The sequence below is a fragment of the Kordia sp. genome (assembly GCF_045105435.1).
In the GTDB taxonomy this organism is placed as follows: Bacteria; Bacteroidota; Bacteroidia; order Flavobacteriales; family Flavobacteriaceae; genus Kordia.
The window spans coordinates 1-5,036 of sequence record NZ_JBGCDL010000026.1 but is presented as its reverse complement, the minus strand read 5'-3'; the positions used below and the strand labels follow the sequence as shown (position 1 = coordinate 5,036).

At 33.4% G+C, this 5,036-nt stretch carries 3 protein-coding genes and 1 pseudogene; 1 reads left to right on the top strand and 3 read right to left on the bottom strand.

From position 1 onward, the window contains the following. Positions 1 to 288: pseudogene (locus tag AB8B65_RS01075) on the bottom strand (hypothetical protein); the annotation flags it as partial. Positions 289 to 684: 396 nt separating this feature from the next. Beyond that, positions 685 to 3,285: an ATP-dependent chaperone ClpB gene (gene clpB / locus AB8B65_RS01070; RefSeq protein ID WP_405298939.1), complete on the bottom strand. Its 2,601-nt coding sequence runs from the start codon at positions 3,283 to 3,285 to the stop codon at positions 685 to 687. Between the two features lie 159 nt (positions 3,286 to 3,444). Between clpB and ytxJ the strand changes: the two genes are divergently transcribed. Beyond that, positions 3,445 to 3,840, top strand: a complete 396-nt coding sequence (ytxJ, locus tag AB8B65_RS01065) for a bacillithiol system redox-active protein YtxJ (protein WP_405298938.1) — start codon at positions 3,445 to 3,447, stop codon at positions 3,838 to 3,840. Positions 3,841 to 4,054: 214 nt separating this feature from the next. Here ytxJ and AB8B65_RS01060 read toward each other — a convergent pair. Then, on the bottom strand, positions 4,055 to 5,036 hold a 982-nt coding region (locus tag AB8B65_RS01060; protein ID WP_405298937.1), incomplete at its 5' end, for a hypothetical protein.

Here is a 5,036-nt window from a genome sequence, read left to right as displayed (position 1 = left end):
ACTAGGAAATTTAAACCATTTTGGAATATTATACGTTTCTTTTATATTTTCAATAGTGTAATGAAATATTGGAGTTTTCTTTGTCATTACTTGTAATGATTCATCTTTTCTTAGAATTTTTTCCAAGACAATTAAATCATTTGTAAAAGCCAGCCATATAATAGTAGTATCATATATTTCTCTTTGCTGGAATTTTATTTCTTTGATAGATTTTGGAGGTTTGAAACCGAAGTTTGCTTCAAATGCTTCCGCTAATTGTTGCTTGCTTTTTGGCTCATAGGTATTCATACAGCTATTAAATAGTATGAATACTAGCAGAAAAAAAATGATTTTATGAGAAATTTTAAACTTCATTTGTTTGTTGTTAAACTTTTTAAGTCTAGAATATTTTTAATGCTTAAAATCTGAATCTAAATATACATATATTTTTATTCCACTTAATCATCTTTATTCTAGTTCAGTAAGATCAGCACTGTTTGTATACTATTTTAAGTTTTATTTCGTTGCGAGTAAATTCGCAAAACTTTAACTTTTCCCAGTAAAATAAAGCCTTTCCAACAGCGTTTTAGTAATGAATCTTGTAGTTCAAGAGATATGAAATCATTTCCTATCTTTTGTTAGTAAATAGAAAGAGCAGCTTTATACAAACTGCTCTTTCTTATTGCTTATTATTTTTATGTTAGATTACTTTTCAATCAAATCAGTCTGATTTCGAAAAACGAGTTCATCATTAAATTCATCTAACAAAATAATACTATCTGCCGTTACTTTTCCGCTTAATATTTCTTTGGAAAGTTCATTTAATACTTTTCGCTGAATGACACGCTTTACTGGTCTTGCACCGAATTGTGGATCAAATCCTTGTTGCGCCAAATATTGAATGGCTTCTTCGGTCGCATCTAAAGTAATTTGTTGTTTTTCAAGCACTTTAATCACTTTCTTAATTTGCAATCGAACAATTTCCTTAATGTTGCTTTGTGATAGTGGCGTAAACATTACCATATCATCAATACGATTCAAAAATTCTGGTCGCACCGTTTTCTTCAACAAGCCTAATACTTCAACTTTTGCAGCTTCTGTAGCGCTGTAGACATCTTTTATTGCTTTGAATTTGTCCTCTATAATATGACTTCCCATGTTAGAAGTCATAATAATGATTGCGTTTTTAAAATCGGCAACTCTTCCTTTATTATCTGTCAAACGACCTTCATCTAATACTTGTAATAAAATATTGAACGTATCTGGATGTGCTTTTTCAATTTCATCTAATAAAACAACTGAATATGGTCTGCGTCGTACGGCTTCTGTCAATTGTCCACCTTCATCATACCCTACATATCCTGGAGGCGCACCAACCAATCTACTCACCGAATGCGATTCTTGGTATTCGCTCATATCAATTCGCGTCATGGCGTTTTCGTCGTCAAACAAATAGGAGGCAAGTGCTTTTGCCAATTCGGTTTTTCCGACACCTGTCATTCCTAAGAAAAGGAACGAACCAATTGGTCGATTTGCATCTTGTAATCCAGCACGACTTCTACGAACAGCATCCGAAACAGCAACAATAGCTTCTTGTTGTCCTACGACGCGTTTGTGCAATTCATTTTCGAGTTCTAGTAACTTTTCACGTTCGCTTTGCAACATTTTTGTCACAGGAATTCCTGTCCATTTTGCCACAACTTCCGCAATATCTTCATTGGTAACTTCTTCTTTTATCAACGCATTTTCTTCTTGCGCTTCCAATTCTAGCTGTAAAGCATCTAAATTTCCTTGTGCTTCTTTAATTTTTCCATAACGCAATTCGGCTACTTTTCCGTAGTTTCCTTCACGTTCGGCACGTTCCGCTTCCGCGCGATAGTTCTCAATTGCCTCTTTTGTAGCTTGTACTTTATCTACTACATCTTTTTCAGATTGCCATTTGGCGAAAATTTCATTGCGTTCTTCTTTGATGTTTGCCAACTCTGAATTAAGCGATTTGAGTTTTACTTCATCATTTTCACGTTTAATGGCTTCAATTTCAATTTCCAATTGCATGATACGTCTGTCTAAAACATCTAATTCTTCTGGTTTTGAATTGATTTCCATACGTAACTTTGAAGCTGCTTCGTCAATTAAATCGATGGCTTTATCTGGTAAAAATCGATTCGTAATATATCGTTGCGAAAGTTCTACAGCGGCAATAATTGCTTCATCTTTGATACGAACTTTATGGTGTGTTTCATATTTTTCTTTAATTCCTCTCAAAATAGAAATTGCACTTTCCGTATCAGGTTCCGCAACCATAATTTTTTGAAAACGACGTTCTAATGCTTTATCTTTCTCAAAATACTTTTGATATTCGTCCAAAGTCGTTGCTCCAATTGCTCTCAGTTCTCCACGTGCCAATGCAGGTTTTAATATGTTTGCCGCATCCATAGCACCTTGTCCGCCACCAGCGCCAACAAGTGTGTGAATTTCATCAATGAAAAGGACAATATCGCCATCAGCAGAAGTTACTTCTTTTATTACGGCTTTCAAGCGTTCTTCAAATTCTCCTTTAAATTTAGCGCCAGCAATTAATGCGCCCATATCGAGTGAAAATATTTGCTTGTCTTTTAAATTTTCAGGTACATCGCCTTGAATAATTCTGTGTGCTAGTCCTTCCGCAATAGCGGTTTTACCAACACCAGGTTCACCAACTAAGATTGGATTATTTTTGGTTCTACGAGAAAGAATTTGCAATACTCTACGAATTTCTTCATCTCTACCAATAACAGGATCGAGTTTTCCATCGTTTGCCAATTGGTTTAAATTGTTTGCGTATTTGTTGAGCGAGTTATAGGTTTCTTCGGCTGTAGCTGAAGTAACACGTTCGCCTTTGCGCAATTCTTGAATGGCAGCTTTTAGCGTTTTCTCAGTAACTCCTTGATCTTTTAAAATTTGCGATATTTTACTATTCGATTTAAAAATGGCAAGTATTAAATGTGAAGTAGAAACAAATTCGTCATTCATTTCTTTGGCAATAATACTTGCATCTGTTAATGTTTTTCCTGTATTTGGCGATAACATGATATTAGTTCCTGTTACTTTTGAAAAACTTTGCAAGGTACTTTCTAGTATTTGTTCTAGCAAAGAAATATTTACATTGAGTTTTTTTAATAAAAAAGGCAACACATTGTCATCAACTTCCATAATTGCTTTGAAAAGGTGTTCATTTTCAATCTGTTGATGTCCGTACGTTTGTGTAATGAGCTGTGCTTGCTGTACAGCTTCTTGTGATTTTATAGTGTAATTATTAAAATTCATAGCGTTGAGTTCTTTGATTTTATAGTAGTTTTGCAATTGTTATTCCAATTGAGAATACAAGACAAAATGACGGTTAATGCTAGTATTTACAAGACATTTTGACATTTTAGCAAGTTTTATATAAAGTATACGACTGATAGTTTAAATTTACACATACTTATGGGAATATTCAATAAAATATTTGGAAGTTCTGATGCTTCGGAAGCTCCAGAACCTTCAAAAATACAATGGAAACCATTGACAGATCTTTCACAACTTGATACTATTGTTGAAGAATCTAAGGCGAAACCTGTTGCCATTTTTAAGCATAGTACGCGTTGCGGAATCAGTAGAATGGTGATTAAACAGTTTGAAAGTCAGTACGATTTGGAGGAAAACCAAATGACTATGTATTATTTGGATTTATTGAATTACCGACCAATTTCACAAGAAATTGCAGCACGTTTTCAGGTATGGCATGAAAGTCCGCAGTTAATTTTAGTGAAAAATGGAATTACTGTCGGGCATGCTTCTCACAGTCAAATCAATGCGATTCCATTAGCGCAGTTTGTGTAATTTCCTTTGATATATAAATATTGCTGTTTTTTGCATTTTTAGATAGATTTGTTTTGAATAGGCAAATTTTAAACAAACTCTCTTTATTGTTCAGATATTTAATCTGATTACTAAATGCAGGCACAAAAATTAGCCTACTAATACAGTCGAGATTTAAGAAACGTTATGTTTTTTACTTCTCGACTGTACTTTTTTTAAATTTCATATTTTGTATTTATCGCCTAAATTTATTCCGTGTCAAAATTGCTTTGAGTCGCGCTTTTATGTCTTCTCCCGAATCGTAAATCATTTGTTCGTTGCTAGGAAACGGAACTGCTCTCACAGTAATTAAATCTCGGTATCGATCATCTAACGCTCTTCGATCTCCATCAAAATCAGCATACGCATGTTCAAAAATGAACTCTGTAGTTAGTGGAAATGCTTCAATCAACTGCTTCGTTTTATAATTCACGTAACGTACTTGTCCATCTACTTTGGTAGCTTTAAATTGTGTAAATTCATACAATTCGCAACGAACCGTTTTAAATTTATCAACCTTAATATCATTTCCAAGACTGTCTTTTACTACGTTTCCATTCGTGTCTAACACATATTTCCAACCATCTTTTACTTGTTTCTCTTTGATGATTTGTTTTTCTCTAATTTGTTCAGGCGAAACGAGAATGTTTCTAAATTCTAAAATTAAACCAAAATCATAGTTTATTTCTGGAATTTCATTTCCGTGATATACAGTCCAAGTATCGTTTAATCCGTAGGTATTAAAGTTTAATAAATCATCTTCTAGACGTCTCGGAATTACTTTATTTGTCGCATTATTTAAAGTAACTAAAACAAAATCAGTTCCTTTTGCTTGTGCTTCTTCCATTAGTTGACGCACATTTTTATAATTAGGCGAAATTCTATTTATATATCGTAAATCGTCAAAGACTTCCCGGTAACTGTATTTGTTTTTAGAATTTTGCAGCATGGACATTGACGCTTTGTTATATAAATGCGCCACCATTTTATTTTTAGTGCTAATAATTTCTTCAGCATAATTACTTAACTTAAATCGCGCATTTCTTCCTTCTTTTAAAAGTGGTAGTGGAAGTAATGGTTTTATAGATTGTTGCCTATTTTCTAATCCAGTATAAAGATTGTAGAGTGTTTCTAAATTTTCTGGATTTCCTTCTTTTTTGATGAATTGAATCTCAGAT